A 243-nucleotide genomic window follows, 5' to 3' on the forward strand; every position below is an offset into this window, starting at 1 on the left:
TCTACTCACAATGCATGCGGTAACATAACAGCCATAAACAAATCATTTCTCTCACCTGGTGCTATGTACATTCCTTCTGCATCTAAATATTCAATGGAAAAGGCTGCTAGCTCATGCGCCATTTCTTGGTCGCATTCAAAAAGTGAATTTATAAAAACCTCACTTCCTGTAATCTTTTGTAAACCTTTCAAACAGTTAGATTTACTTCTTGCACAATCAGTCATATGCTCATTAGCCCAAGAC

Annotated in this window: 1 protein-coding gene; it reads right to left on the reverse strand. The window is 37.4% G+C overall.

Features of this window, described 5'->3' with window-relative positions:
• Positions 1–5: 5 nt before the first annotated feature.
• On the reverse strand, positions 6–243 hold a 238-nt coding region (locus SB775_RS32935; RefSeq protein ID WP_410865492.1), incomplete at its 5' end, for a DUF6882 domain-containing protein.

Source organism: Peribacillus sp. SIMBA_075 (assembly GCF_046534585.1).